This window comes from Colwellia sp. BRX8-4 (assembly GCF_014077345.1).
In the GTDB taxonomy this organism is placed as follows: domain Bacteria; phylum Pseudomonadota; class Gammaproteobacteria; order Enterobacterales; family Alteromonadaceae; genus Colwellia_A.
This window is the reverse complement of the sequence record NZ_JACGVS010000001.1, coordinates 41,754-66,814: the sequence shown is the minus strand read 5'-3', so window position 1 is coordinate 66,814 and position 25,061 is coordinate 41,754. Positions and strand designations below refer to the sequence as shown.

The 25,061-nt window shown below is 37.1% G+C and carries 23 protein-coding genes; 18 read left to right on the top strand and 5 right to left on the bottom strand.

The features are described from left to right. Positions 1 to 11: 11 nt before the first annotated feature. Complete coding sequence (gene prsT / locus H4J56_RS00295) at positions 12 to 2,825, bottom strand: XrtA/PEP-CTERM system TPR-repeat protein PrsT (RefSeq protein WP_182258695.1); 2,814 nt, start codon at positions 2,823 to 2,825, stop codon at positions 12 to 14. A gap of 298 nt (positions 2,826 to 3,123) precedes the next feature. Here prsT and H4J56_RS00290 point away from each other — a divergent pair, with 298 nt between their 5' ends. Next, on the top strand, positions 3,124 to 3,996 hold the full coding sequence (locus H4J56_RS00290; protein WP_182221283.1) for a PEP-CTERM sorting domain-containing protein: 873 nt from the start codon (positions 3,124 to 3,126) through the stop codon (positions 3,994 to 3,996). Between the two features lie 201 nt (positions 3,997 to 4,197). Beyond that, entirely contained in the window at positions 4,198 to 4,539 is a 342-nt protein-coding gene (gene erpA / locus H4J56_RS00285) for an iron-sulfur cluster insertion protein ErpA (RefSeq protein WP_070375537.1), read from the top strand. Positions 4,540 to 4,582: 43 nt separating this feature from the next. Here erpA and H4J56_RS00280 read toward each other — a convergent pair whose 3' ends face one another. Next, positions 4,583 to 5,248 (bottom strand): hypothetical protein, encoded by a 666-nt coding sequence (locus tag H4J56_RS00280; protein ID WP_182244123.1) that lies wholly within the window; start codon positions 5,246 to 5,248, stop codon positions 4,583 to 4,585. 207 nt (positions 5,249 to 5,455) lie between these two features. Here H4J56_RS00280 and H4J56_RS00275 point away from each other — a divergent pair, with 207 nt between their 5' ends. Further along, entirely contained in the window at positions 5,456 to 6,865 is a 1,410-nt protein-coding gene (locus H4J56_RS00275) for a M20/M25/M40 family metallo-hydrolase (RefSeq protein WP_220465214.1), read from the top strand. Positions 6,866 to 7,508: 643 nt separating this feature from the next. Continuing rightward, the gene (locus tag H4J56_RS00270) at positions 7,509 to 9,131 is read left to right on the top strand and encodes a methyl-accepting chemotaxis protein (protein WP_182258694.1); all 1,623 of its coding nucleotides are present in this window, start codon (positions 7,509 to 7,511) and stop codon (positions 9,129 to 9,131) included. Between the two features lie 5 nt (positions 9,132 to 9,136). Here the strand turns inward: H4J56_RS00270 and H4J56_RS00265 are convergent, their stop codons facing one another. Then, positions 9,137 to 10,327 carry an HD-GYP domain-containing protein gene (locus tag H4J56_RS00265; RefSeq protein ID WP_182221281.1) on the bottom strand — a complete coding sequence of 397 codons (1,191 nt, stop codon included), beginning with the start codon at positions 10,325 to 10,327 and terminating at the stop codon, positions 9,137 to 9,139. Between the two features lie 14 nt (positions 10,328 to 10,341). Then, complete coding sequence (locus tag H4J56_RS00260; protein ID WP_182258693.1) at positions 10,342 to 11,364, bottom strand: DUF484 family protein; 1,023 nt, start codon at positions 11,362 to 11,364, stop codon at positions 10,342 to 10,344. Between the two features lie 284 nt (positions 11,365 to 11,648). On the opposite strand from H4J56_RS00260, the gene H4J56_RS00255 reads away from it, so the two are divergent. The 7 genes from H4J56_RS00255 to rplI all read left to right on the top strand — a co-directional run bounded on the left by H4J56_RS00255 (position 11,649) and on the right by rplI (position 17,543). Further along, positions 11,649 to 12,266 carry a tetratricopeptide repeat protein gene (locus H4J56_RS00255; RefSeq protein WP_182221279.1) on the top strand — a complete coding sequence of 206 codons (618 nt, stop codon included), beginning with the start codon at positions 11,649 to 11,651 and terminating at the stop codon, positions 12,264 to 12,266. A gap of 293 nt (positions 12,267 to 12,559) precedes the next feature. Then, positions 12,560 to 14,947 (top strand): ribonuclease R, encoded by a 2,388-nt coding sequence (rnr, locus tag H4J56_RS00250; RefSeq protein WP_404842628.1) that lies wholly within the window; start codon positions 12,560 to 12,562, stop codon positions 14,945 to 14,947. Between the two features lie 93 nt (positions 14,948 to 15,040). After that, positions 15,041 to 15,793 carry a 23S rRNA (guanosine(2251)-2'-O)-methyltransferase RlmB gene (gene rlmB, locus H4J56_RS00245; RefSeq protein WP_070375544.1) on the top strand — a complete coding sequence of 251 codons (753 nt, stop codon included), beginning with the start codon at positions 15,041 to 15,043 and terminating at the stop codon, positions 15,791 to 15,793. 243 nt (positions 15,794 to 16,036) lie between these two features. Beyond that, positions 16,037 to 16,456, top strand: a complete 420-nt coding sequence (gene rpsF, locus H4J56_RS00240; protein ID WP_070375545.1) for a 30S ribosomal protein S6 — start codon at positions 16,037 to 16,039, stop codon at positions 16,454 to 16,456. Positions 16,457 to 16,493: 37 nt separating this feature from the next. Beyond that, positions 16,494 to 16,784, top strand: a complete 291-nt coding sequence (priB, locus tag H4J56_RS00235) for a primosomal replication protein N (RefSeq protein ID WP_083277989.1) — start codon at positions 16,494 to 16,496, stop codon at positions 16,782 to 16,784. Between the two features lie 58 nt (positions 16,785 to 16,842). Beyond that, positions 16,843 to 17,070 (top strand): 30S ribosomal protein S18, encoded by a 228-nt coding sequence (rpsR, locus tag H4J56_RS00230; RefSeq protein ID WP_070375547.1) that lies wholly within the window; start codon positions 16,843 to 16,845, stop codon positions 17,068 to 17,070. 20 nt (positions 17,071 to 17,090) lie between these two features. Further along, a complete protein-coding gene (gene rplI / locus H4J56_RS00225) occupies positions 17,091 to 17,543 on the top strand; it encodes a 50S ribosomal protein L9 (protein WP_182175428.1) in 453 nt (150 codons plus the stop codon). Positions 17,544 to 17,683: 140 nt separating this feature from the next. Here rplI and H4J56_RS00220 read toward each other — a convergent pair whose 3' ends face one another. Next, positions 17,684 to 18,613: a 1-aminocyclopropane-1-carboxylate deaminase/D-cysteine desulfhydrase gene (locus H4J56_RS00220; protein ID WP_182251072.1), complete on the bottom strand. Its 930-nt coding sequence runs from the start codon at positions 18,611 to 18,613 to the stop codon at positions 17,684 to 17,686. Between the two features lie 115 nt (positions 18,614 to 18,728). Here H4J56_RS00220 and H4J56_RS00215 point away from each other — a divergent pair, with 115 nt between their 5' ends. The 7 genes from H4J56_RS00215 to H4J56_RS00185 are packed head-to-tail and all read left to right on the top strand — an operon-like array spanning position 18,729 to position 25,060. Further along, positions 18,729 to 19,634 carry an MSHA biogenesis protein MshI gene (locus H4J56_RS00215; RefSeq protein WP_182258692.1) on the top strand — a complete coding sequence of 302 codons (906 nt, stop codon included), beginning with the start codon at positions 18,729 to 18,731 and terminating at the stop codon, positions 19,632 to 19,634. Continuing rightward, positions 19,634 to 20,239, top strand: coding sequence for a PilN domain-containing protein (locus tag H4J56_RS00210; protein WP_182221277.1), 606 nt, complete (start codon positions 19,634 to 19,636; stop codon positions 20,237 to 20,239). The genes H4J56_RS00215 and H4J56_RS00210 overlap by 1 nt, the downstream gene beginning before the upstream one ends. Continuing rightward, the gene (locus tag H4J56_RS00205) at positions 20,232 to 20,930 is read left to right on the top strand and encodes a hypothetical protein (RefSeq protein WP_182258691.1); all 699 of its coding nucleotides are present in this window, start codon (positions 20,232 to 20,234) and stop codon (positions 20,928 to 20,930) included. Before H4J56_RS00210 ends, H4J56_RS00205 begins: the two co-directional genes overlap by 8 nt. Positions 20,931 to 20,979: 49 nt before the next feature. Next, positions 20,980 to 21,264 carry a hypothetical protein gene (locus H4J56_RS00200; protein ID WP_182221275.1) on the top strand — a complete coding sequence of 95 codons (285 nt, stop codon included), beginning with the start codon at positions 20,980 to 20,982 and terminating at the stop codon, positions 21,262 to 21,264. Positions 21,265 to 21,278: 14 nt separating this feature from the next. Beyond that, on the top strand, positions 21,279 to 22,988 hold the full coding sequence (gene mshL / locus H4J56_RS00195) for a pilus (MSHA type) biogenesis protein MshL (RefSeq protein ID WP_182215556.1): 1,710 nt from the start codon (positions 21,279 to 21,281) through the stop codon (positions 22,986 to 22,988). A 12-nt stretch (positions 22,989 to 23,000) separates the two neighbouring features. After that, complete coding sequence (locus tag H4J56_RS00190; RefSeq protein ID WP_182215554.1) at positions 23,001 to 23,909, top strand: ExeA family protein; 909 nt, start codon at positions 23,001 to 23,003, stop codon at positions 23,907 to 23,909. Continuing rightward, positions 23,906 to 25,060, top strand: coding sequence for a lipopolysaccharide assembly protein LapB (locus H4J56_RS00185; protein ID WP_182258690.1), 1,155 nt, complete (start codon positions 23,906 to 23,908; stop codon positions 25,058 to 25,060). The genes H4J56_RS00190 and H4J56_RS00185 overlap by 4 nt, the downstream gene beginning before the upstream one ends. The last annotated feature ends 1 nt before the right edge of the window (position 25,061 follow it).

Here is a 25,061-nt window from a genome sequence, read left to right as displayed (position 1 = left end):
AATTATTCACGCTATTCCTCAGTAAGCTTTTCCATAAGTGCTATAGCAGCAGCTCTGTTAGGAAGTGTACTTTCATTTTCTAACGCAGCCTTTAGATATTTCTTTGCTTCACCCTTGCGATCTAATTGATATAAAGTAACAGCTAAGTGATACTTTATTTCAGCATTGTTGAAATCTTTAACAATAACTTGTCTAAATATAGGTAGTGCCAAATCTGCTTGTTTATTTAGGGTATAAGACCAAGCAAGTGTATCCATTATTGCGACATTATCAGGTAATATCTTGTCTGCTTTTTTTGCATACGTTAATGCCTGAGGGAACTGCTCCAGTTTAATGAATACTTGTGCGGCATTATTCAACAAAATTGGCAGTTCAGAAAACACCTCAATTAAATCTTGGTATTTTTTAGCAGCACTCTGCAGTTGATTTGTTGCGACTAGTGTATCCGCGATTGCTATTTGAGAGGTAATGTCTCTTGGATTTTCTTTAACCCAAAGGGTCAATAAATCAAGCGCCTTTGAAAATTGTTCTTGTTGTTTGTATACACGATATAAACCATAAACGGCGGGTCGGTTTTGACTTTTTTTCAAGGAAGCTAGAAATGTTTTTTCTGCTTCGGCTAGTTTTCCTAATTGTAAGTATAAGTTACCCTCAAGGTTGTTTAAAAATATAATATTAGTACTTTTTTTGGCTATACGCTTTAAAATATCGAGCGCTAACGTTTCGTTTTTTTGTTGCAGATAAATATCAAACAACTTTAAATGGGAGTCAAGATTTTCAGCATTCCATGAAATAGATCGTTTTAAGCTGAGTGTAGCGCCTTCAAAATCTGATCGTGACAATTGTGCATCAGCAAAAATATTATAAACATTTGATTTATCATTACTATTTTTAACCGCCAATTCGAAAGTACTAAACGCTTTTTGGTATTCTTTATCTGCCATGTATAAATTAGCCAGTGCTAGATAAATACTTCCTGCTTTGTTGTTTTTGTTTAAAAACTCACTGGTTAAGGTTATCGCTTCTTTCAATTGGCCAAGCATGACTTGTATTTCAATAATATTTATTAATGCATTGGGGTTAGTATTATCAACACTGTAGGCTTTTTTGTAGGCTGATAACGCTTCATTATTATTGTTGGTTAGGCGATGTATATTACCTAGCTCAATCAGTAAAAATGAATTGGGTTCTGTTAGTTCAACGATTTTCTTATTTATTTTTGCTATCGCTTTTTCTGGCTGTTGTTCTATAACATCGATTCTTGATAAATGGACAAGTGTCCTAAGGTTGTTAGGGTTTAACTTTAGTGATTGTTCTAGTGATTCTTTTGCTAGTAGGTGCTGTTCTAATTGACCTAATAAAATACCTTTTTTTAAGTGCAAAACGCTATCATCACTTTGTAAAATTAACGCAAGGTCTAATTGCTCTAGTGCCTGTTCAAACTGATTGTTTTGTTGGAAGGCCTCTGCGAGCAGCACAATAAAACTTATATTAGCATCTATTGATTTTGCTAATTGAAGGTGAGTAATAGCTTGTGGGAACTTTCCTGTTAAAATTTCTAACTTTGCTAACTCAAATAAAGGTTGGGGATTTTCTTTATCACTGTCAATAACATCTTTGAGGTAATCTTCAGCAAGTTGTAGTTCTCCTAATACGGTATAGGTCTGACCAAGAAGCGACCATGTTTCAACGTCGTCAGGGGCTACTAGCTTAGATTTTACTAATAATGTTTTTGCACGAAAGGGATTATTTAATGCGAGTTCAATTTGAGCGGCTAACTTTAACGCTCTTATATCGTCACTAATAATAGCGATATATTTTTGCAAAAAATCTTGAGCCTTTAAGTTTTCTTGTTGCTGAAAACTAATCACACCCGCTAAATAAAGATACACGGGATTCTGTTTCATTATATCTTCGGGTAATCCCATTAATACGGTATTGATATGAGCGGTTGTTTTATTAACTTCTTCAGTATTACCTAAGGCACTGTTTGCAATTATCTTTAAATAATTTGCTTTCGGCTCATTGGGGATTTCTGTGATGATTATACCAAGGTCGTTTAAAGCAAGTTGAAAATCACCCAGTTCAATATATAAACTGGCTCGTGTAAGTAACGCAGGAAAATCTTTATTATTTAGCTCAATAACTTGTGAAATTATTTTTAACGATTCAATCCGATTGCCAGCTTGCTGTTCTATATTAGCAAGCATTGTCAAAGCGACACTGTTTGTTGGCGATAAAGAGAGTGCTTTATCAATATAGGCTCTTGCTTGGAGCATATTTCCATTAAGCAGTTCTACTTGTGCTATGCCTAATTGGGCTTTGATACTACTAGGCATATACTCTAAAGCTTCTTGGAATAAAACTTTTGCTTGCGCTAAGTTATTCATCGCTATAAAAGCACGTCCTTGCAATACGGCAACTTTACTCAGTTGTTGTTTTTGAGTTATAGAAGCCATTGGCGCATTAATTACTTTTTTATATTTTTGCTGTAAAAGATAAGCTTCAAGCATTAACGGCAGTATTTTACTTTCATCAGCATTCTTTTCTTGAGCGTTTTCTAGTTGATTTTCTGCCGAAGCGCCATCACCCATAGCAATATATACTTCGGCGAGTAACACCATAGAAGGTAAATGTTCAGGATCATTTTTTAAGGCATTCTTTAAATGAATAATTGCCGCATTGAGTTCAGAAAGGTAAAAGCTTGCTAGGGCATCTTCATAAGGTTTATCTGCGTTTTGATCGGGCAAAGCCAGAGCATGCGAACTCAGCAATAAAATTGTGCCGGAGAGTAAGGCTAAAGTCGTTTTTACCAAAGAGGCCATTTAATTATTTCTCTTATGAAAATCAATTGCTAAGGATACTAGGAGTCATTATGAATATCTAGCAGATCTTTAATTGTTTAAGTTGTACCGTTAATAGTTGTCGATATTTTTTACACTTTTAGGTAAAATAACCGATATATCAAATAATATAATCCTATGCACTTAAAAATAAAGGGCTTTTTAATCTTGGCTTGAATATTGAATTGTGTGGGGTCAATAAGTAAATAAAATTTATACATAGTCTTGTGTTTTTATTACACATGTTATTTATGCCAGTATTTAGAAGTAGGTTTAAAATATGAAATGTTTAAAATGGATTGCAATCGCTGCACTTTCAGTATCAAGTATTAACGGGTTTGCTACAACACTTACCGCCGAAAACATAATGAATCAGTACACTGATAAAGGTTATTCTGATATTCAAGATAATTATATAGGTAAAGGTCATAGTAATGACATCAATGGTAAATCTTATCTATATGACGTTGACCAAATGTTTGTTTCTCGTGTCGGTACCACACTATCTGTTGATATCTTTACTGCATTTTACAACGATATAAATAGAGACGGCATCAGGCTTGGTGATTTGTTTATGGCTGCTGATAATAGTTTTAACAGTACTGGAGAATCGCCTTGGGATCCCCAAGGAAATACCTCAGATGACAGCTTTACTAGCGCTGCAGCTAATTCAAATACCGGCACAAATTGGAACTACGTTTACGATTTAAGTGGTGCACGTAATTCTAATTCAGGAACTGGGCAATTAAAGTCGAATTTTGGTGCTAATCAAGTTGTTTCTTCAACGACTCTTCATGGTAACAGTGCCCGTGCTGATCAAGCGGTTATGCTTGCTGATAATAATCATACTGATAAGATTCATGATTCATCTTCATGGTATGCAGATACTTCTTATAGCTATGCTAAGACCGTTGGTGGAACATGGAATGGCTACGGTAAGGTGAGTTTTACCTTTGACGTTACTGGAACTGCATTAGCGACAGCTAATCAAATTGCCTTTCGCTGGGCAATGACCTGTGCTAACGATATTATTGAAGGTGTAGTTTCTTTTGCTCCACCTACAGATACTATTGCAGTGCCGGAGCCACAAACATTTGTATTAATGTTACTTGCTATGTTTGGTCTTATTTACCGTAGAAAAATAACTCACTAATTTACTATTAGCTACTGACCCGTTAGTGGTTTAATTAATGCGCTATATTTAATTATATAGCGCATTTTTTGTATATATTTCAGATTAAATTCTTCTTCTTGCTGATAAATTTTACTATCTCAGACAATACTTGACTAAATTAGTCAAGTTTAAGATAATACACGCGAGACACTCCCGTAACATCTTTGTAAGTAGAGCAATATGTCAACTCCCGAATTACCAATAAAATTTTCCGATGCCGCCGCAAATAAAGTATTATCTTTGATCACAGAAGAAGAGAATCCGGAATTGAAATTACGTGTTTATGTAACAGGTGGTGGTTGCTCAGGGTTTTCATATGGATTTACTTTTGATGAAAAAGTAAATGACGGTGACATGACTATTGTGAAAAAAGGCGTCACTATGGTTATTGATCCTATGAGTTTACAATATTTAGTTGACGGCGAAGTTGACTATATTGAAGGTTTAGAAGGTAGTAGATTTTTAGTACATAACCCAAACGCTTCATCAACCTGTGGTTGTGGATCTTCTTTCTCAATCTAATTCTCTTTAGTTACATTGCGATTAACAAAAAGCCAGCGAAATATCACTGGCTTTTTTGTGCTTTTTTTTCAGCTACGGCCATTCTTTTATTTAAAAAGTTTTTTAAATTAGGCATGCTATTACACCTGATACTGCCGCCAAGCAAGGTTGACATCGCTTTTAGCGCACTATTAAATTTACTGCTATTACAATCTACCTCTTTAATTTTTGCTTTCGCTGGGGCTAACTGATCATACGTTGTGATGGATTGGCCAACGGTACTCTTCTTGGTTAGGTATTTAGTTAAGCTGTCGTTTGCAGCGTTTTCACGGGCTTGGTTATCTAAACGTTGCTTAAGCTTCTCCAGTGACGTTTGACTCATTTTTTTACTTGATGTTTTACTCTCCAACACGTTTTTATCAATTGGCTGTTTAGATAACTTTGCAGGCTGTATCTTCCTATTATTGGTTTTTTCTAACCATTCATTACTTCTTTTTTTTTCATCTGTTGGCATGGTTTCTTTAATGGCTAGCGGTTCCTTGCTGGAAGTAAGAATCGCTTTTTTCCTTAACCGTAAAGGAAAATATAGGCGAGCTTGAATAATAGGGTTAACCGAATCGTTATTTTTTACTGCGCTAAGTGGAACTGTTGATAACCCTTGTGTAAAAATGATCAGTACAGCTATATGCAAGATAATCGAGAAGGTCAGTCCTTTGCTTAATTTATTCAAATGTAATCCTCCTTGTTTACTTTATATTTAGCGCTGTAGTATTGAGCTATAAATCTTTTAAAAGTTCAGTATTCGCTTAATTAGGGCTCAATGGTTTTAATAAAGATAGTTTGCCACTTTTTTAAGGCGAACCTATTTGCATGTCGGCGCAAGATTCTTGATACTGAATTAATTCTACAATCAATAATATCTATAAAAGGGAATATAATGCTTAAAGTGCCTTTTCAATCTGTAATAAAAACGCTTGTTTTCAGTAGTACTTTGTTAGCTTTATCAAGTTCAGCGGCAACACTGACTGAATCAGAAACTAAGCAACTGACACAATTAAAAAATACCGCTCTGCAATCTAATTTGTCCTATCAAGTCTTAGAATCTTTAACCACGGAAGTGGGGCATCGATTAATGGGTTCAGAAGGTGATAGAAAAGCTGTCATTTGGGCGCAAGCTAAAATGAACGCTTTAGGCTTTGATAAAGTGTGGACAGAAGAAGTCACGGGTACTTTTTGGCAACGTGGTGAAGCACAAGCGAAAATAATCTCGCCTTATCCTCATAAGGTCGTCGCCATTGCTCTTGGTGGCAGTATTGCTACCAGTGAAGAAGGGTTGATTGGAGATGTTGCACATTTTGAAACCTTAGCTGACTTAATCGCGGCACCAGATAACAGTTTAGATGGAAAAATTGCATTTGTTTCTTATCAAATGGAAGAGCATATCGACGGTAACGGCTATGGTCCAGCCGTAGGTACGCGTGTGGGTGGGGCAGTTGTAGCGGCTAAAAAAGGGGCATCAGCATTAATTATGCGTTCTGTAGGTACAGACAATAACCGTATAGCTCATACCGGCATTATGCGTTATGAGGCTGGCGTGAAAAAAATTCCTGCAGCTGCGCTTTCAAATCCTGACGCAGACTTACTTGTTAATCAATTAAAGCGTAATAAACCGGTTAGCTTTTATCTAAAATTAACCAGCCATACTGATGCTAAAATAACAGCTGTTTCTGCCAATGTCATTGGTGAAATAACCGGTAGCGAATTTCCTGATGAAATTGTCTCAATTGGAGCCCACCTTGACAGCTGGGATGTCGGTACGGGTGCATTAGATGATGGTATGGGTGTTGCTATGATGCTTGCCTCTGCTCACCATATTGCTCAATTACCTATACGTCCAAAGCGCACTATACGCGTCATTCTTTTTGCAGCTGAAGAAGTGGGTTTATTAGGTGCAAAAAAATATATGGAGGTCCATGAAAAAAATATGGATAATCATATCATTGGCGCTGAATGGGACTTTGGTGTTGGTCAAATTTATAAAATGACTTCGGGTGTTGGTAAAGAGTCATTAACGGCAATTAACGACCTTGCTAAGCATCTTGCGCCATTAGGCGTTGAATTATCAAACGATAATAATGCACAAGCACAATCAGATATGAGTGTGATGAGCGCTGCGGGTATGCCAAGCATGAATTTTGCACCTGATGGTACCAAGTACTTTGATTATCACCACACAGAGAACGATACCTTGGACAAGGTGAACCCTGAAGACTTAAAGCAAGCAACAGCGGTTTACACCCTATTTGCTTATTTTTCAGCCCAGTCAGGAATTAACTTTAGAAAATAATATGAGGAGTCGTGAAAAGTTAAGGCTGATTTTTCGCGACTCATTATTCATCACTTCGTAAATATAATCCCTTATTCTTTTTATTTAGCTCACCGGCACCTGCTCTTCTATTCGTACAAGTATAAGAAACATTTATTGTTTTCTTGATTTTATTAGAACTATAAACTTAACTTTTAATAAATATACTTACTCATAGTCAACAGAAGAAGTTCTTTAAAGTGCTCCACGAGAGTAAATGAATAGTACCTTCACTGTACCTACTTTCAGTTTTATTAAAAAAGGTGAATTAATCTTTGGTGTTTACTCGCGTTAATGCTGGTAAAGTAATAGGTGGCTACAGCCATTTATCATGAGATTACTAAAAACGTATCCAGCTAATCACCTTATGATTTATAATAAGTTGAACTTAGCCTAGTGATTGAATAACAACAGACTTTCTTGTGGAGTGTATGCTTGATAAGCACTTCTAGCAGATTTAGAGCATTGTGTAGAACGGAGTCTAGTCATTGAGTTTCATGTAAGCTCAACTTAAGAAAATGCTAATGTAAAAGTAGTTAAAAATTTTTGAAGGCCCGAAGGGCTTATTATTTGAGTATTTTAACAATGTACGGTGCATCGTACGCCATTTACGATTAGGATAAATATGAAGTTTTTTAAAGAATTACCTATATTTCATAAAATATTAGCAATACTAGCGATTGCAATTTTGAGCTTTGTTATTAATTTACTTATTAACATTACTGCCATCTCTAAAAACCAAATATTATTACAAAAAATTCAAAATACTACGATTCATTTGGTTAACTTAACCAGTGAAAATGTCAGTACTTGGCAACGTGTAGATGAGCTCTACAACCAGAGTGTCTCTTTTGGTGATGAAGAGTTAGTTGATCAAGCTAGTCAGTTAGTTACGGTGTTAACCGGTAATTTAACGCGTATTGATTCACTTGAACCCTCGTTTTCCGATACTTCTACTCTAGTCTCATTAAGCAACGAGTATAATGACATCGCGCGAAATATTTCAGTAGGATTTATCAAGGAAGAAATCGATTTTCAATTGGCCTCAACAAAGACCAGTATTGATAATAAAGCAGATATTTACCAAAAGGTTACTGACCGCTTAACCCAGGAAAAAGAAAAGGCGGCTAAAGTATTTAATACCTTGGTTGAAGAAACAGTGGCTAACTCTAGTGACTCAAGAGATTTAAGTATTTTAGTGGGTATTTTACTTTTGGTTATGATGTCACTATTGAGTATCGTCATCGCACGTTCAATTAGTCATTCAGTATTAAATATTGATGCTTCTTTAAAAGAACTGGCAGAAGGTGATGGTGATCTAACCAACCAGATTGAAGTCATGAGTCAGGATGAATTAGGCAGTGTTGTTAAGAACTTTAATGCTTTTACTCAGTTGCTAAGAGGTATTGTTTCAGATGTCATTGATGTTGTGCCACCCCTTACCAAAAGTGCTGAACAATTGGCTGAAAAGGTACGTGATGTTGATGCTAATGTACAAAGCCAAGCAGAAGTGGCTGAAATAACAAAACAATCTATGGTTGAAATGCAATTTAGTGTTACTGATATTGCTAAGTCTGCCGCAGAAGCCGCAAATGCTGCAGGTTCTGGAGAAGCAGAAGTTAATCGAGGCATGGAGAATGTTCAGCGTTCTTTACTTATCTCAGGTGAATTAGTCCACGAAATTGGTAATGCAGCGGATGTGGTTGATAGGCTGGCTAAAGACTCGCAGAACATGAATAAAATTCTTGATGTTATTAATGGAATCGCCGAACAGACAAATTTATTAGCGTTAAATGCTGCCATTGAAGCGGCTCGAGCGGGCGAGCAAGGCCGAGGCTTTGCTGTAGTTGCAGATGAAGTTAGAAGTTTAGCTTCGAGAACAGCGTTATCTACTACTGAGATTCGTGGTTTACTAGATAAGCTCATTTCAGCGGCTGACCAGTCGGTAAGTACCATGGGATTAGCGCGAGAAAAAGCAAATACCAATGAGGAAATATCACTTGCAGTTGATAAATCTTTAACAAATATAAAAGAACAAATCGGTCATATTAGTTCAATGAACAGCCAAATTGCTACGGCAACAGAAGAGCAATCTTGCGTTGCTGAGACCGTTGTTAATAATATAGAGCAGATGTATAACAGTTTTGGAGCGACTCAAACGGCGATCGAAGAGATTGGTAATGTGGCTCATTTAGTTGATAAAAATGCCATTCAATTACAGAAGGCAACATCGAAGTTTAAGGTTTAAGACCTTTACCCTTCCATTAAAAGAAATTCGATGATTTTGTTCATATCTAGATCAAAATCATCGGCTCTTACCCCTCGAACAATAAAGTCTTCATTGTCGGATAAATTTATATCTTCAGCCATTACGTAACGGCCATCTAGAGAATTATAGAATGAACGCACATTAGGATTGATTGGATCGCCATCATTTCTGCTTTCGACAATAGCCAGTTTATTGGAACTCAATTCGACTAATGAACCAACAGGATAAATACCCATACACTTGATAAATAAGTCGACTAAACGCTGATCTAAATGCTCTTTTTGCGCCAAACTTCGTAAAATACTAAATGCTTTTATATGGCTATAACCCTCTTTATAACAACGGTTGGCGGTTAGGGCATCAAAAATGTCACAAATGGCAATCATCCGACCATATTTCGTGATTTTTTCTTTAGGGATGTTATAAGGGTAGCCAGTGCCGTCGAGCTTCTCATGGTGGAGTGCAGCAACTTCAAGACTCAATTCGGAAATACCCGGCGTCGACTCTATTATTTTTATCGAATGGTTTACGTGGCTTTTCATAATGGTAAATTCAGCTTCTGTTAACTTACCCGGTTTATTTAAAATGCTATCTGGGATATTAATTTTACCGACATCATGTAAAAAAGCACCAACTGAAAGTAACTGAATTATTTTTTTGTCTATTTTTAAAAAGCGCGCAAAAATCGTCATTAATACAGAAACCGATACTGAATGCTCGAGTAAGTACTCATCTTTTTTCCTGATATTGATCACACAGGCTAAGGCATCCGCATTTTTAAATACGGTATCAATGGTTTTATTCGTTATTTCAATAACGGGTGTTAAGTTTATATTTCGTCCTTGTTGAGCATCTGAAAATACTTGCCGTTGAATCTCTTTTGATTGATTAAAGAGTTTTTTTGCTTTGCTTATCTCTAAGATAATGGGGGATTTATTACTTGCTGGTAAGGGCGTCTCTTTTATACGACCAACAATATTATTATCGGCATCGAAGGTGAGTGTTTTGCTGGTATCAATTAATAAACTTTCGACGCCCCTGCTACGCAAATTACCTATAACCTTGATATTTTTTATATGGCCAGGGGTTGTTAAGCTGTAAGCGCCTCGTTGTTTGGCGATATCAACCACATAATGCCCTTTTAATAATCCTGAAATTTCAATTTCAACAATCATAAATAATATACTCGTTAAACTAGCAGCTGTTTTCTATTATTCTTTAGTTGATATAAATGGGTATCCGCCTCTTTTAGCAGTTCGTCCATAGAACGTTTACCATCACTTGCTGCTACCCCACAGGTTATTGTAACGGGTAAAACTGTTTGTTGATAAGGCATAGGGTTTTTGATAAAAAACTCGCTTAAACGTTTTGCTGCTAGTTCTGCTTCTTGGTATTTTTGGCTTGCCAATACCACAACAAATTCATCGCCTGCGAAACGAAAACAGCGGTCATTTTCTCTTATTAATCCTTGTAAATTTGTCGCTATATAAGCCAGTACTCTATCACCACAATCATGACCGTATCGGTCATTAACTTGTTTGAAATCATCACAATCAACAAATAATAGTGAAAAGGGAACGCCATACCTTTGCTGTCGTACTAACTCCTCGGCAATAAAAATTTCCATTAAACGACGGTTGGCAACACCGGTTAAGCGATCATAATGTGCCATGTATTCAAGTTGCTCTCGAATGAGCACATTGGATAAGCACAAACTTACTTTAGTAGCGAGTTGCTCTAAATGAAAGGTGCCGAGTATATTACTAAAGCGACTTTTATCTCTATCAGAAAACAATAGGCTACCAAAAAGTTGCCCTTCTAGTATTAAGGGAATAAGCGCAATAGATTGTGCTTCTATAAGTAATTCAGTAGGTATAACAGCAGGTAAATTATCTAAATCATTCGTTAGGAAAGGTTTACTGTCATGATGAAAAGCTTTTAGCTGCTCTAAAGATATTTTGTTACTATGTCGTTGTTGCCAATTCGATTGCAATCGTTCATTGAATAAATAGCTGATCGGTGTTGGTTCAACCAAAAGTAAAGTAATCTCAGTGATATCAAATTTTTGTTGTATGGAGTTCAACAAACGTTGGATAAGTTCTTCACAAGATTTACTTTCAAGTACTTCTTTTTCTATTTCAAATAGCTTTAGTGCAATGTTTTCATTAGCTTTTGAGTTGGCGATTAGTTGCTCAATTTCTAATTCTGACATAATCATTTCTTGTTTTATGAAACCGTTTTAATTGTGTTCTTTTCAGAGCTATTGTGCAAGGGCTTAGTCAGGTCCCCTTTGTTAATCGCTATATTTACTAAAACATCACTTTTAAACGCTAAGGTAGTTGAGATAATGGTATTAATATTGCTTAACCTTTAATCGTTGATAAGAGAGGCTGTTGGCAACAAAAAAATGTCAGTCTTTATTACTTAACCTTTTTTATGTTCAGCCGATAATAAGTTAATGCTTATATATTTTTTTGAATTTTTGGATTGTCATTTATGCGATTTTTATTAGTAATTTTAGCGTTGTTATTTTTTATAAGTAATACCTGCTATGGTCAAAAACTTGAAGCAGTGCAAATTTATACAGATAACCAGCTTTTGGGTTTGATTAAAGAGAATAAACATTTGGGGCAAGTTGTGCTCGACGAATGTCAGCTTGTACAAGACATTGAAGCACGAGCCACTAAATCAGAATACCCTTCGTACCAATTTCTTTGGGGGGATATGCTAGCGTATGGTGTCTGTGTTAAAAAAGATGTGCCGCTTGGACTTCACTTTATGAAAAATGCTGCAGACCAAGCTTTGCCTGAGGCACTTGAACAACTGGGGCGTTACTACCATACCGGTAAATTTATGCAGGTTGATGTAGAAAAAGCAATGTTTTATCTCAAAGAAGCCGCGGCAGTAAATAATTTAAAAGCACAGATCCGTTTAGCGGATATTTATGCACAAGGCTATGGTAGTCCATTAGACTACCCAGAGTTATATACACAACTTCATCACTCAGTTACCGATGATAAAAAAATTCATCAGCAAATTGCAAAAATATTATCAGCATTGGCAGATAAAATGCCAGAGCATGTTGTTAATTCAGCCAAAGAAGGTAAATTTTAAGCTGTTTTTCATGTGATGACATTTTTTATCGCATTACTCTCTTAATGGCTTTAGCTAATAAATTCATTAATTAACATATGCCTAACCGATTTATATTGCGTTATTAAAATTTAAAAAAGCATCATCATTCGATAAAATTAATGTCTATCGACAGCGTTTTTAATTACCACTTAAAACCAACGCTTTGAATGGTAACGGGTATAGGTATATAATTGCTGTATTAACACATTAATCGAGTTTATCCCCTGAAAGATCCTCATCAAAAACGCGAAGCACAAAAATACGACAATCCAGTGGCGAGTCGAGAATTACTATTATCAGTAATAGAAAACTCTGCTGTGCCACTTAATTTTAAAGCGATATGCAAAGCTTTGAATTATCATGATGAAACGCATCATGTTGGCGTAAAGAGGCGTTTGCGTGCTATGGAAAATGCAGGTCAGCTTGTTTTTAATAAACTTAAGCAATATGTCATTCCTGCCAAAAATAGTTTGATCACGGGTAAAGTTACCGGTCATCGTGATGGTTTTGGCTTTTTTATACCTGACATTGCTAAAGGTGAGAAGCCAGGCAAAGATTTTTATATTTCATCTCATGAAATGCAACGTGTATTCCATGGTGATATTGTTAGCGCTATTTTAGTGGATCGTACCGATCGTAAAGGCCGACAAGAAATTAAAATAATTGAAGTCATTGAACCGCGTAAAGCCGGTATTGTTGGCCGTTTCTATGTTGAACATGGTATCGCTTATATTGTTCCAGACGATGCGCGTATTAAACAAGATATTTTGATTGAACCCGAAAGCAAGCTTGGTGCACGCCACGGACAAATGGTGGTGGTCAATGTTCTGCATCGCCCATCAAAACGCAATAATGCCGTAGGTGAAGTGATTGAAGTCTTAGGTGACCATTTAGCACCAGGCATGGAAATTGACATTGCTCTACGTGAGCATGATTTACCGCACGAATGGTCGGCTAGCGTTATTGAAGAAGTTGCAACAATAGCAGACGAAGTCGAAGACGAAGCAAAAATTTCACGAGTTGATTTACGTGACTTACCGCTAGTTACTATAGATGGCGAAGACGCCAGAGATTTTGATGATGCTGTTTACTGTCAGCCTGAAGAATCCGGTGGCTGGCGTTTATGGGTGGCTATAGCCGACGTAAGTTACTACGTACGTAATGGTACAGCGCTTGATGATGAAGCTATATCTCGTGGTAATTCGGTGTATTTCCCGAGCCAAGTTATTCCTATGTTACCGGAAAAACTATCTAACGGTTTATGTTCATTAAACCCTGATGTTGACCGTTTATGTATGGTTTGTGAAATGACTATCAGTGCGTCAGGTGAGTTGTCGGGTAGTAAGTTCTACTCTGCGGTTATGCGCTCACATGCTCGTTTTACTTATAGTAAAGTAGCAGCAATTCTATCGGGTGAAGACGCAACCGAAAAGGCAGCGTTGCGCGAACAATATCAGCCATTAGTCGGCGATTTAGAAAATTTATATCAAATGTATTTAGCATTAAAGACCTCGCGAACTAATCGTGGTGCCATTGCCTTTGAAACCTCCGAGTCTCTATTTTTGTTTAATAGTGATCGTAAAATAGAATCGATTGTGCCGCTTATTCGTAACGATGCGCATAAAATCATTGAAGAATGTATGGTTTTAGCGAATGTGGCAACGGCAAAATTTGTAGAAAAACACCAAATGCCGGGCTTATTCCGTGTTCATGACAAACCGAGTGAAGATAAGTATAAAAACTTTGTCAGTTATTTAACTGAACTCGGCATATCCTTGCCAACACGAGAGCAACCTGAACCTGCTGATTACGCTAATATTTTAAACCATGTTCAAGGTCGTCCAGACCAAGAGTTGATCCAAACCATGTTGCTGCGCTCTATGCGCCAAGCAGTTTATCAAAGTGAAAATTTAGGACATTTTGGTTTAGCACTCGAGTCTTATAGTCATTTTACTTCGCCAATTCGTCGTTATCCAGATTTGGTTATTCATCGAGTGATTAAAGCGATTCTGGCAAAGCAAGCACAAAGCGCTAACGAAAGTAATGAAGCGAATGCCGGATTTTACCAATACTCACCTGAAGAAGTTATTGAACTAGGAGAGCATTGTTCAATGACCGAACGTCGTGCTGATGATGCGACTCGTGATGTTGCTGATTGGTTGAAATGCGAATTTATGCAAGATCACGTTGGTGATACTTTCACCGGTGTTATTTCAACCGTTACTAATTTTGGTCTATTTGTACGCTTAACCGATTTACATATCGAAGGCTTAATTCATATAACCTCTTTAGGGCATGACTATTATCACTTTGATGATGTTCGCATGTGTTTGAGCGGTGAACGTTCGGGCACTAAATATCGTATTGGTGATGTTTTAGAAGTTAATGTTGCCGCAGTAAACTTAGATGAGAAAAAAATAGATCTCGTTTTGTCGGGTGAACAAGCCCCGAAAAGTAGTGGTAAACCTGATGGTAAATCGAAAGCTAAAAGTACAGGGCTGAGAAAAAACGCCGATCAGGGCTTTAATAGGCCCAAGGGAACTAGCGACAAAGGAGCGCCTAAAAAGCCAAAAGACAAGAAAACAGAAAAATCAAAAGCTAAAAAGCGTACCGCACGAAAAAAACGTCCAGGTAAAAATGCTCGTAAAACGGCTGAGTAATATCGGTTAAAAAGTCGTAACGATTAACGTTCGACCGATACGTAATGAAGCTCGATATAGAGTAATTAAAGAAGAAGTTGAAAAGAGAATAACATGGCAAAACAAGACGAATTAGTATTTGGCATTCATGCTGTTAATGAATTAATTAAACGTGCTCCAGAACGCTTTATTGAGCTTTTTTTATTAAAAGGTCGTGAAGATGAACGGTTAATGACGATCATTAATTTGTCAAAAAAGTATGACATATCCACCCAGCTTGTTAGCCGTAAGGTCCTTGATGAAAAAAGTGATGGCGAACAGCATCAAGGCGTCTTAGCACGTATTACCCAAGGAAAAACTTACACCGAAAATGATCTCGTTGATATTCTAGCCCAAGCCAAACAAAAAGATGAAACACCCTTTTTATTAATTCTTGATGGTGTCACCGATCCTCATAATCTTGGTGCGTGTCTTAGAAATGCAGATGCGGCCGGTGTACAGGCTATTATTGTTCCAAAAGATAATGCGGCCCGCTTAACAGCAACAGTGCGTAAGGTTGCTGTTGGTGCAGCTGAAACCGTGCCATTGGTACAAGTGACAAATTTAGTACGTACGATGAAACAGTTGCAAGACAATGGTGTTTGGATTATTGGTACAGCAGGAGAAACGGATCATTGTTTGTACGATGAGAAATTAGCTGGCCCAATGGCATTAGTGATGGGCGCAGAAGGCAAAGGTATGCGTCGATTAACCCGTGAAAACTGTGATCAATTAGTTAAATTACCTATGGCTGGCAGTGTTTCAAGTTTAAATGTTTCTGTTGCTACCGGCATTTGTTTGTTTGAAATAGTACGCCAACGCCGTTAATGTTTACCTACATTTATGGTAGTTAAGTTGTGCCACAGCTTTAAACCTCAATAAAATCATCAAAGAAGTCATTTTCTTGGTGATTTTTTTGTTTATTGCCCTGTATCCTTATATTTATCTTGCCTTCGCTGCTTATATTTACTACACTTCGCGACCTTAATTCAGCCCGAACTTTTTGTTCCTTGCCTCTTTCTGGTGTTTGGCTGAGCCAGCTAATGAGGCTACAACCGTAAGGAGCTCGTAATGCGTCATTACGAAATCGTATTTATGGTTCACCCTGATCAGAGTGAACAAGTACCTGGCATGATCCAGCGCTATACAGACTTGATCAATGCTGCTGAAGGCAAAGTCCACCGTCTTGAAGACTGGGGCCGTCGCCAATTAGCATACCCAATCAATAAATTGCACAAAGCACACTATGTTTTATTAAACATTGAAGCGCCACAAGCAGTTATTGATGAGCTTGAAACAGCTTTCCGTTACAATGATGTTGTTATTCGTAACATGATCATGCGTACTAAAGACGCAGTAACAGAAGCGTCAGCAATGGCTGCTGCTAAAGAAGAACGTCGCGACGATCGCCGCGAAGTTAAGAAAGATGCTCCAGCTGTTACAGAAGCACCAGTTGCTACTGAAACTACAGAAGAAGCTGCGAGCGAATAAGTAACTCGTGACAAACTCTCTTTATGAGAATTGCCTTGTGTTGGTAGGTGAAGTGGTAAAACCACCGAAAAAATCAACAAGCCCTGCAGGTATTCAGCATTGTCAGTTTTCAATGGACCATAAGTCCATACAAAATGAAGCTGGCATGAACCGACAAGCATTTGTCCGGATACAGGTTGTCGCAACAGGTGAGCTGTCACAAAACTTAACTCGTGATTTAATTGCGGGCAGTAAGCTCAAAGTGACTGGTTTTATAAACCGTCATGAATCAAGAAATGGTAACCCACTTCTTGTCTTACATGCTCAACATATTGAAATGATTAATTAAGGTGGTTTTTTTGGTTGGTTAATCTACCCAATAAAGACACCATATTTAGGAGAAATCCATGTCTCGTTTTTTTAGACGTCGTAAGTTCTGCCGCTTCACAGCGGAAGGTGCTACCTCTATCGATTATAAAGATATTGCTACACTGAAAAACTATATCACTGAAAGTGGTAAAATCGTTCCTAGCCGTATTACTGGTACTGCCGCTAAATATCAACGTCAACTTGGTCGTGCGATCAAGCGTGCTCGTTACTTAGCTTTATTACCATATACTGATTTACATAAGTAACCTAAAAAGGGGTTTTGAAAATGGAAGTAATACTTCTTGATAAAATCGCCAAATTAGGCGGCCTTGGTGACAAGGTATCAGTTAAATCTGGTTATGCACGTAACTTCTTATTACCGCAAGGTAAAGCAGTTTTTGCATCTGAAGCTAACGTTGAACATTTTGAAGCACGTCGTGCTGAAATTGAAACAGCATTAGCAGCAACTTTAAAAGCTGCTGAAGCTAAAGCTGCTAAAATCGTTGAATTGGCTGAAATCACTATCGCATCATCTGCGGGTGAAGAAGGCAAATTATTCGGTTCTATCGGTACTAAAGATATTGCTGATGCAATTACTGAAGCAGGCGTTGAAGTAGCGAAAGCTCAAGTGCGTATGCCTTTAGGTACAATCCGTGAAACGGGTGAATTCGAAATCGCAATTCACTTACACAACGATGTTGATACTAACATTAAAGTTGTTGTTATCGCTGAAGCTTAATTTAGTTCGCTAAATTACGTTGATAAAATACCGTTATTTCTTTTTAAGAATAGCGGTATTTTTTTGCCTATTGTTTCCGATAGTATAAATATTTTTACCTGAAAATTATCACTGTAAAATAATTCCCCTCTAAAATATCATCAAAAAGTAGGTATACTCCAGTCGTTAGCATTAAGTAAACCTCGTTCAATTAAACCGCCAATACCTTGTAAACCACCAGTATGTAATAAGACGAGGCGATGTCCTTTAGGAAAATACTGCTGATCTATTAAGTCTAATAACGCTAAAATCATTTTTCCTGAATATACAGGTTCAAAAATGAAACCTGTTTGTTGGCTAAAGCTTAATATTTTCTCCACATCTTCTTTACTAAATTTAGCATAACCGCCACGGTGAAATTCTGGCATTATTTGCCAATTACTGAAATGTAGATTATCACCGAGCAGGCTATTTACTTGTTCTGTTAAGTAACCATCTTGCTTTAATACGCCAATCCCTAAAAGATTATGCTGATTATTATCTGCTTTTATAAGTCCGGCTAATGTACCACCACTACCCACAGGCGTTACTAAAGTATCAAATTCACATTGTTGATTTAATTCAGTTATGACTTCGCCAACGCCAGCTAATGCTAAGGTGTTACTGCCGCCTTCAGGCACAATTAAATAGCCAGGGTATGTGAGTTGTAATTGAGCTAAGTACTCCTTGTTTTCACGAAGTCGATAGGATTTTCTGTCAACAAAGTGCAGTTCCATGCCCCATTGCTGCGCCATCGAGAGGGTGAAGTTACTCGCATATTCTTTTTCACCACGAATAATACCGATACTTTTTAACCCCTGCTTATGGCAAGCAAAGGCGAGGGCGTGAATATGATTAGAAAAACTACCACCAAAGCTTATCACACCAATATAGTTATGTGCTCGGGCGTGGCGTAAGTTAAATTTTAATTTACGCCATTTGTTGCCAGATATTATCGGATGAATAATGTCGTCTCGTTTGATCGAAACAGAGAGTTGATGCTTCTCAAATAAAGGGTGGATGATTTTCTGTAAAGGAGATTCTGTTTTCATAAAAGGTAATGTTATTCTTTACTTAAATATAACTACTCGATAAAAAACTTGCGCCTTCAATGGAATAGGGGATAATGATTTATAGACATCTGACTATAAATAATAATATTGATAAATGTCACTTATTAAAAAAATAAATAATTTTTTCTCCAAAGTTGAGTCCAAAGACTTGTTAGGTGTAAGTTTACATCAGCATTCTTTTGCCTTTTTTTCTTGTCCAGAGCAGGGGGAATCTCAGTTTCAACAAATTAACTCGCCATTGGCAGAGCATCCTCAACAGATTAAAATTCAAAAAGAAAAGTATCAGTTGCAAGGGCAATGTCATCTAGTGCTGGCTTCATCACAAACCCAAATATTGCAAGTCGACAAACCCAATATTCCCGATAATGAATTAAACGCCGCTTTAAAATGGCAGATTAAAGATCTCGTTAACCATTCTCCAGAAGATATGGTACTCGATTATTTTGACGGTCCAACACTTTCTGGTGGCAATGACAAAATAAACGTTGTTTGTGCTTCTAAAAAAGAATTATTAGCCTTAATTGGTCCACTTAATCAAGATGGGCTAATATTGAAGTCGATTACTACCGAAGAATTCGCCTTTGCCAGTTTATTGCCAGTGAAAGATGATGCCTGTTTAATGGTATGTCAGCAACCTAACGAAGAAATAATTTTATTGATCGTTAAGCAAGGCAAAGTATTCTTCTCTCGTCGTTTACGTGGTTTTGCTCATATTGCAACCAAAACAGAAGAAGAGTTATCGTTTGGCATTGTTGATAATTTAAACCTTGAAATTCAACGCTCAACTGACTATTTTGAACGTCAATTAAAACAAGCACCTATACGCAGTATTGAAGTTATTGTGCCGATGGCTAATGAGGCGTTACTTGCACGTAAATTGGCTGAAAACACCAATGTTGCTGTGAACTTATTCACCATGCCTGAAGGTTTTAACCATGCACGAGAGTTTGCGGTAAGCTTAGGAGCAACAAAATTGAATAATATGGAGCCAATAAAATAATGGCAAAAAATTCAATTAATTTACTACAACAAGACTTATTGCCTAAACAAGTGCTGGTGACTTTACCCCGCGTTGTTATGCTTTGGTGTTTAACTCTCGTCTTTATGTTGTCTTGGACTTTTTTCAACCTTTATCAAGTAACTGAATTGACGGCTAAGTACGTAGCGCTTTCTCAAATAAAAACTAATCAAGATAACCAACTTGCTCAACTAGAAAATAAGCTCAAAGCGAACAGGGCAGACGTAACAGTGCTTGAAGAACTAGCAATGTTGAAAATTGTTTTGAAAAATAAAAGTGTGCTACTGAATGAATTAACTGATCGCACTCATACTTCGGTGGCAGGCTTTGCCTCATCGATGACAGAACTGTCTTTAATGCATCATAAAGACATTAGTTTGCAGCATGTTAATATTACTTATCAAGATTTAACGTTTTCTGGTGTGGCGCGAACGCCAGAAGCGGTACCCGCATGGTTAGCTAAATTTGAAACATCAAAGTTTTTATCAGGTAAATCATTTATTAATTTTTCTCTTAACGAAAATGAGCAAAAGCTTACCGAATTTTTAGTTAGTTCTAAATCAAAGACCGGAGGCGCCGATGAATAAACAATGGCAAGCGTATAGTGAAAAATATTTAACGATTACTCCTCGTGAACAATATATGGTGTTATTAACTGGGTTAGTTGCCATTATATTTATTATTCATAACTTCTTTATTGATGATAACGCGCTAAAGATTGTTAAGCTTGATAAGCAAATTATACAAGTGAACAACGACAATCGAACAGCTAAAGCTTCTATATTAATTTTTGAAGAAGGCTTGTCAAAAGATCCTAACGAATCATTAAATAAGCAAATTTCACAATATAAAGATAAATTAAATAAGGTTGATGTAAATTTATTAAAACTTACCTCAGACTTAATAGACCCTGTTCAAATGCGTTACGCGTTAATGCAGTTATTAAAAACCCAGAAAGGTGTTTCTTTACAATCATTTCAAGTTATTGCTGCACAGCCGATGAACATCGCTAGTACAGCGACTGCGGTTACCGATGATGGCACTAAAACGGCTGTCGTTAGCTCTGACCAGCCAGAAATGATACTTTATCGTCATGCGATAAAAATTAAACTCAGCGGTAGTTACTTTCAATTACGTGACTACTTAACACAGCTGGAAGCATTATCTTGGAAGTTTTTTTGGCAAGAGTTTACTTACCAGCTAAAAGAATACCCAGTGAGTGAGTTAGAAATAGAAATGTACAGCTTAAGTACTAAACGGGAGTTTATAGGTGTTTAAAATCTTAACTTTCAACAGTATTTTTTTTATAATTTTGCTGACTTCTATTGTGGCTAACGCTCAAGATGTTGACCCAACTAAACCGCTTTCAGGTACTGATTTTTCATCAATGAGTAAAGCTCAAACGACACCGAAAGCAGAATTAATATTAGAAAGTATTATTCATGGTGTAGAAGTACACACTGCTGTTATTAATGGCCAAGTGTTAAAAATAGGTGATTTTATTCGCCAATATGAATTAGTAGCTGTGAACAATACCAGCGTGGTCTTACGTTCAGCAGAAAAACGCTTAAAGCTCAGTGTTTTTTCTAGTGTCGTGGTTAAATCAAAATGAAAAGATATGATCAAATGAAAAACACTCAAAGAAAATTTTATTGTTTCACCTTACTGTTAACTTTGTTTGGTTGTCAAACGGCGCCAGATAAACCAACTGAAATGATTAATGCACTAGACAAAGCGATTGAAGAATCGAGTAAACCTGCGCCTAAAGCATTGCAACAAGTGCCAAGTGCTATTCAGCAAGAATTAATGCAACGTAATGTTAGCCAAGCTCGAGAGGGTTTATTGGCAGAAAAACGCTTAGAAATTGCCGCTAGCGATGTTAGCGCACAAGAGTTTTTCGCAGCTTTAGTCGACGAGTCAGCGTACAGCGTTGTTGTGCATCCTGACGTAAGCGGTACGATTACCTTGAACTTGAAAAGCAGTACGCTCAATGAAGTGCTTGATGTTGTTGAAGAGGTTTATGGCTATGAAATTAGACGTAGTGGTAAAATAGTACAAGTTTACCCAGCCGGTATTCGCACTGAAACTATTCCACTAAATTATTTGTTTGTTAAACGCTCAGGCATGTCGAGTACTAGTATTAATTCTGGTGGCGTGTCAGAAAATGACCAAGGTAGTGGTAATAACTCAAATAACAGTTCAAACGGTAATTCAAACAATTCTGGTAATTCAGGTGGTGGAAACAACCAAAATAGTCAACAAGGAAGTAGCGGTATTAATATTTATACTGAGACCACATCTGACTTCTGGGCTGAATTAAAAGAAACGCTAACGGTATTGGTAGGTTCTGAAGAAGGCCGTTCAGTTTTTGTTTCTCCGCAAGCAGGCTTAGTGACTGTTCGCGCTTTTCCAGATGAAATAAAAGTCATTAAGAGTTTTATTAACGATACAGAAACTCATTTACGTCGCCAAGTCATTATTGAAGCTAAGATTATGGAAGTTACGCTCAACGATGATTATCAGCAAGGTGTTAAATGGGATCAAATTTTAGGCAGTATTGGTAGCACTAACTTAGCTTTTTCAACGTCTGGCTCCATCGCTGGCAATGTTATTTCAAATACTATTGGTGGCACAAGTAACCTTACCATTAACAATAACGATTTTTCAGGTGTTATAGATTTACTCTCTACCCAAGGAAATGTACAAGTATTGTCAAGCCCAAGAATTACCGCTACCAATAATCAAAAAGCGGTAATTAAAGTCGGTGGAGATGAATATTATGTTACTGAGGTTTCAAGTACGACGACTACCGGTACGTCAACTACTACTACACCTGAAATTAACCTAACCCCTTTTTTCTCAGGGATTGCTTTGGATGTTACCCCTCAAATAGATGGTAATGGTGAGGTTATTCTTCATGTTCATCCTTCAGTTACTTCAACTGATGAGCAGACTAAAGTTATTAAACTTGGCAGTGAAGAAATAATTTTACCCCTTGCACAAAGTAGCGTACGTGAGTCCGATACTATTATTCGTGCTAAATCAGGTGAAATAGTGGTGATTGGTGGGTTAATAGAAACACGTAAAGTGATGTTAGATTCAAAAACACCTTTTTTGGGCGATATTCCATTTATGGGAGAGTTATTTAAAAGTAAAAGTGAAACTACCCAGAAAAAAGAACTGGTGATCATGTTAAAGCCGATTGTTATTGGCCAGGATACTTGGAAAAATCAATTACAAGATGCTCGCTCATTATTGAAACAATGGTTTCCTGAGGAAAATGATTTTTCTCAAAGTGAAAAAGGTAGGTCTGATGATTCTAGCGACAATGAATAATAGCTAAAATCTATGTACCTTTACCACTTTGGTTTAACGGAACTTCCGTTTACATTAACACCAAATACTGCATTTTATGTAGGGTTAGAGCCGCATAACGAAGCGTTAGCTGTCTTACTAACCGCGCTAAAAACAGGTGAAGGCTTTATAAAAGTTATCGGTGAAGTCGGTACGGGTAAAACCCTACTTTGCCGTAAACTGCTTAATGAAATACCCGAACATTTTGTAACCGCTTATATTCCTAACCCTTATTTAAAACCTGATGAATTACGACGAGCGGTTGCGGTTGAATTAGGTATCAAACAAGCACAGCGAATGTCAGTGCAATTGCTTACTCAACGTATTCAACAGCGATTATTAGAACTTCATTTAGCCGGTCATTCGGTAGTGCTTATACTTGATGAAGCACAAGCTTTACCAGAAGAAAGCCTTGAGGCTTTACGCTTATTTACTAATTTGGAAACTGAAACACGTAAACTTTTGCAAGTTGTGCTGTTCGCACAGCCAGAATTAGATGAGCGCTTAGCGACGAAAAGATTTAGGCAGTTAAAGCAACGTATCACTTTTTCTTATAAATTACGTGCGATGACAGCGCCAGAAGTTCAACGTTATATTCAACATCGTATGCAAGTTGCTGGCTATAAAGGTGCTTCTTTATTTAGTGCCGCCATATCGAAGAAGGTGGCGAAAGTTAGTTTAGGGATCCCACGTTTAGTTAATGTGTTATGTCATAAAATGTTGATGTTAAGTTATGGCCAAGGTCAATATCAGATAACGAACAAGCATTTATCTGTAGCGATAGAAGATACCGAAGCAACAACTCAAGCGAGCAATGTTAAAGGCTATTTAAGTATTACGGGTCTGATCATTTCAGCCATCTTAATTGTCTATGTTTTAAAAAATTATGGAGTGATAGCTTGAGCGTAATTAACCAGATGTTAAAAGATTTAGATCAGCGTAAAGCTGAACAACAAGGTTCGAGTGATTTTACCGTACCTGTTTCCTCAGCGTCCTTAAATAAAAAAACTGTTTTTATCGGTTTATTGATGATTATTTTATTAAACATTTGCGGTATTTTTGTTTGGCAAATGTATGTTGAAAACCAAACATTAAAAATGTCTAATTCTTCAGAAATTAATCGAGTTGGGAAAAAAGCCGAGCAAAATCAGGTCGTAATAAATGAAAGTTTAGCGCAACCACCGAACAGCACTGAACCAGTAAACATGACCAAAAATAGCGTTGTAGCATCTAAACAGGCTAGTTTGAATAATAATTTGAAAAGAGAACAGCTAATTCAAGTTGACTTAAACCAAGCTAATTTAGCTGAAACTTTGTCTCAGAATATTACAACCGAAGAAGCGCTCAGTAAGATTGATGCACCAGAGACAAAAAATAGTGGCTTAGTGAATGACTCAAATATTCAACAAGCGTCAATTGACTCTTTAGCGCCAGTAGCGAAAAAATCAACATTAACAATATCTCGCAAAGCACTAACGCCTTATCAACTTGCTGAGCAAAAATTAAAACGTGCTGAGCAAGCGCTTGCCAACAATGATATTTCTAAAGCAGAGACTATGTTCGAAGATGTATTATTAGTTCTACCAACACATAAAACAGCGAGAAAACATTTAGCGGCTTTATGGTTTGGCCGTCAATCTTATGCTGCTGCGTTAAACTTACTTTCTCAAGGCATTAACTTATCCCCTGATGATAGCGAATTTCGGGTGATGCAAGCTCGAATTTATTTACAGCAAAACAGACTACAACAAGCATTCGCCACTTTAAATAATATGCCGAATGTCAATGATGTTATTAATGTCGAATATCAGAGTTTACGCGCAACAACAGCGCAGCAACTTAAGGAATTCACATTTTCTGCACAAGCCTACCAAATTTTAGTTAATATCGAACCTACTTCGGGGCGATGGTGGTTAGGCTTAGGCGTAGCTTTGGACAGTAATAGTGAATTTAAGCAAGCAAGTACAGCGTATCAAAACGCATTATCTAAAACAGGGTTATCTGCAAGCGCTGAGAATTTTGCCCGTCAGCGTATTATCGAGTTGGGAGAATAAT

What these genes read in the sequence shown, in the direction of transcription:
- prsT (WP_182258695.1), bottom strand. Translation starts at nt 2,825, where the DNA reads ATGGCCTCTTTGGTAAAAACGACTTTAGCCTTACTCTCCGGCACAATT.
- mshL (WP_182215556.1), top strand. Translation starts at nt 21,279, where the DNA reads ATGAAAAACACTCAAAGAAAATTTTATTGTTTCACCTTACTGTTAACT.
- H4J56_RS00290 (WP_182221283.1), top strand. Translation starts at nt 3,124, where the DNA reads ATGAAATGTTTAAAATGGATTGCAATCGCTGCACTTTCAGTATCAAGT.
- rpsR (WP_070375547.1), top strand. Translation starts at nt 16,843, where the DNA reads ATGTCTCGTTTTTTTAGACGTCGTAAGTTCTGCCGCTTCACAGCGGAA.
- H4J56_RS00210 (WP_182221277.1), top strand. Translation starts at nt 19,634, where the DNA reads ATGGCAAAAAATTCAATTAATTTACTACAACAAGACTTATTGCCTAAA.
- H4J56_RS00215 (WP_182258692.1), top strand. Translation starts at nt 18,729, where the DNA reads ATGTCACTTATTAAAAAAATAAATAATTTTTTCTCCAAAGTTGAGTCC.
- erpA (WP_070375537.1), top strand. Translation starts at nt 4,198, where the DNA reads ATGTCAACTCCCGAATTACCAATAAAATTTTCCGATGCCGCCGCAAAT.
- H4J56_RS00255 (WP_182221279.1), top strand. Translation starts at nt 11,649, where the DNA reads ATGCGATTTTTATTAGTAATTTTAGCGTTGTTATTTTTTATAAGTAAT.
- H4J56_RS00220 (WP_182251072.1), bottom strand. Translation starts at nt 18,613, where the DNA reads ATGAAAACAGAATCTCCTTTACAGAAAATCATCCACCCTTTATTTGAG.
- rpsF (WP_070375545.1), top strand. Translation starts at nt 16,037, where the DNA reads ATGCGTCATTACGAAATCGTATTTATGGTTCACCCTGATCAGAGTGAA.
- rplI (WP_182175428.1), top strand. Translation starts at nt 17,091, where the DNA reads ATGGAAGTAATACTTCTTGATAAAATCGCCAAATTAGGCGGCCTTGGT.
- H4J56_RS00260 (WP_182258693.1), bottom strand. Translation starts at nt 11,364, where the DNA reads ATGTCAGAATTAGAAATTGAGCAACTAATCGCCAACTCAAAAGCTAAT.
- H4J56_RS00270 (WP_182258694.1), top strand. Translation starts at nt 7,509, where the DNA reads ATGAAGTTTTTTAAAGAATTACCTATATTTCATAAAATATTAGCAATA.
- H4J56_RS00205 (WP_182258691.1), top strand. Translation starts at nt 20,232, where the DNA reads ATGAATAAACAATGGCAAGCGTATAGTGAAAAATATTTAACGATTACT.
- H4J56_RS00275 (WP_220465214.1), top strand. Translation starts at nt 5,456, where the DNA reads ATGCTTAAAGTGCCTTTTCAATCTGTAATAAAAACGCTTGTTTTCAGT.
- rlmB (WP_070375544.1), top strand. Translation starts at nt 15,041, where the DNA reads ATGGCAAAACAAGACGAATTAGTATTTGGCATTCATGCTGTTAATGAA.
- H4J56_RS00265 (WP_182221281.1), bottom strand. Translation starts at nt 10,327, where the DNA reads ATGATTGTTGAAATTGAAATTTCAGGATTATTAAAAGGGCATTATGTG.
- H4J56_RS00190 (WP_182215554.1), top strand. Translation starts at nt 23,001, where the DNA reads ATGTACCTTTACCACTTTGGTTTAACGGAACTTCCGTTTACATTAACA.